Source organism: Corallococcus carmarthensis (assembly GCF_003611695.1).
GTDB classification, from domain to species: domain Bacteria; phylum Myxococcota; class Myxococcia; order Myxococcales; family Myxococcaceae; genus Corallococcus; species Corallococcus carmarthensis.
Window position 1 is genome coordinate 1 of the sequence record NZ_RAWE01000497.1, and the last position, 428, is coordinate 428.

The 428-nt window shown below is 51.4% G+C and carries 1 protein-coding gene; it reads left to right on the forward strand.

The features are described 5' to 3' along the window. The coding region (rcdA, locus tag D7X32_RS44660) for a DNA-binding transcriptional regulator RcdA (protein WP_120608493.1) at positions 1 to 425 on the forward strand (425 nt) is incomplete at its 5' end. Positions 426 to 428 lie beyond the last annotated feature (3 nt).

Below are 428 nucleotides of genomic sequence, written 5' to 3' on the forward strand. Positions count from 1 at the left end.
CCGGGGTACCGTTGGGATCGATGACCTACTATTTTTCAGGAATTGATGAGTTGTTACTGGAGGCGTTCAGCAGTTTTACTGAGATCAAGTCCCGGCAATATCAGGCATTTTTTAGCGATGTTAGTGATGCTCCGGGCGCATGCCAGGCTATCACCGATATGATCTACAGCTCACAGGTTGCAACGCCGGATAACATGGAGCTGATGTACCAGCTCTACGCGCTGGCTAGCCGAAAACCGCTATTAAAAACGGTAATGCAAAACTGGATGCAGCGCAGTCAGCAAACGCTCGAACAATGGTTTGAACCCGGAACCGCCCGCGCGCTTGATGCGTTTATTGAGGGGATGACGCTGCATTTTGTCACCGACCGTAAGCCGCTATCGCGCGAGGAGATTTTGAGGATGGTTGAGAGGGTTGCAGGGTAGTAG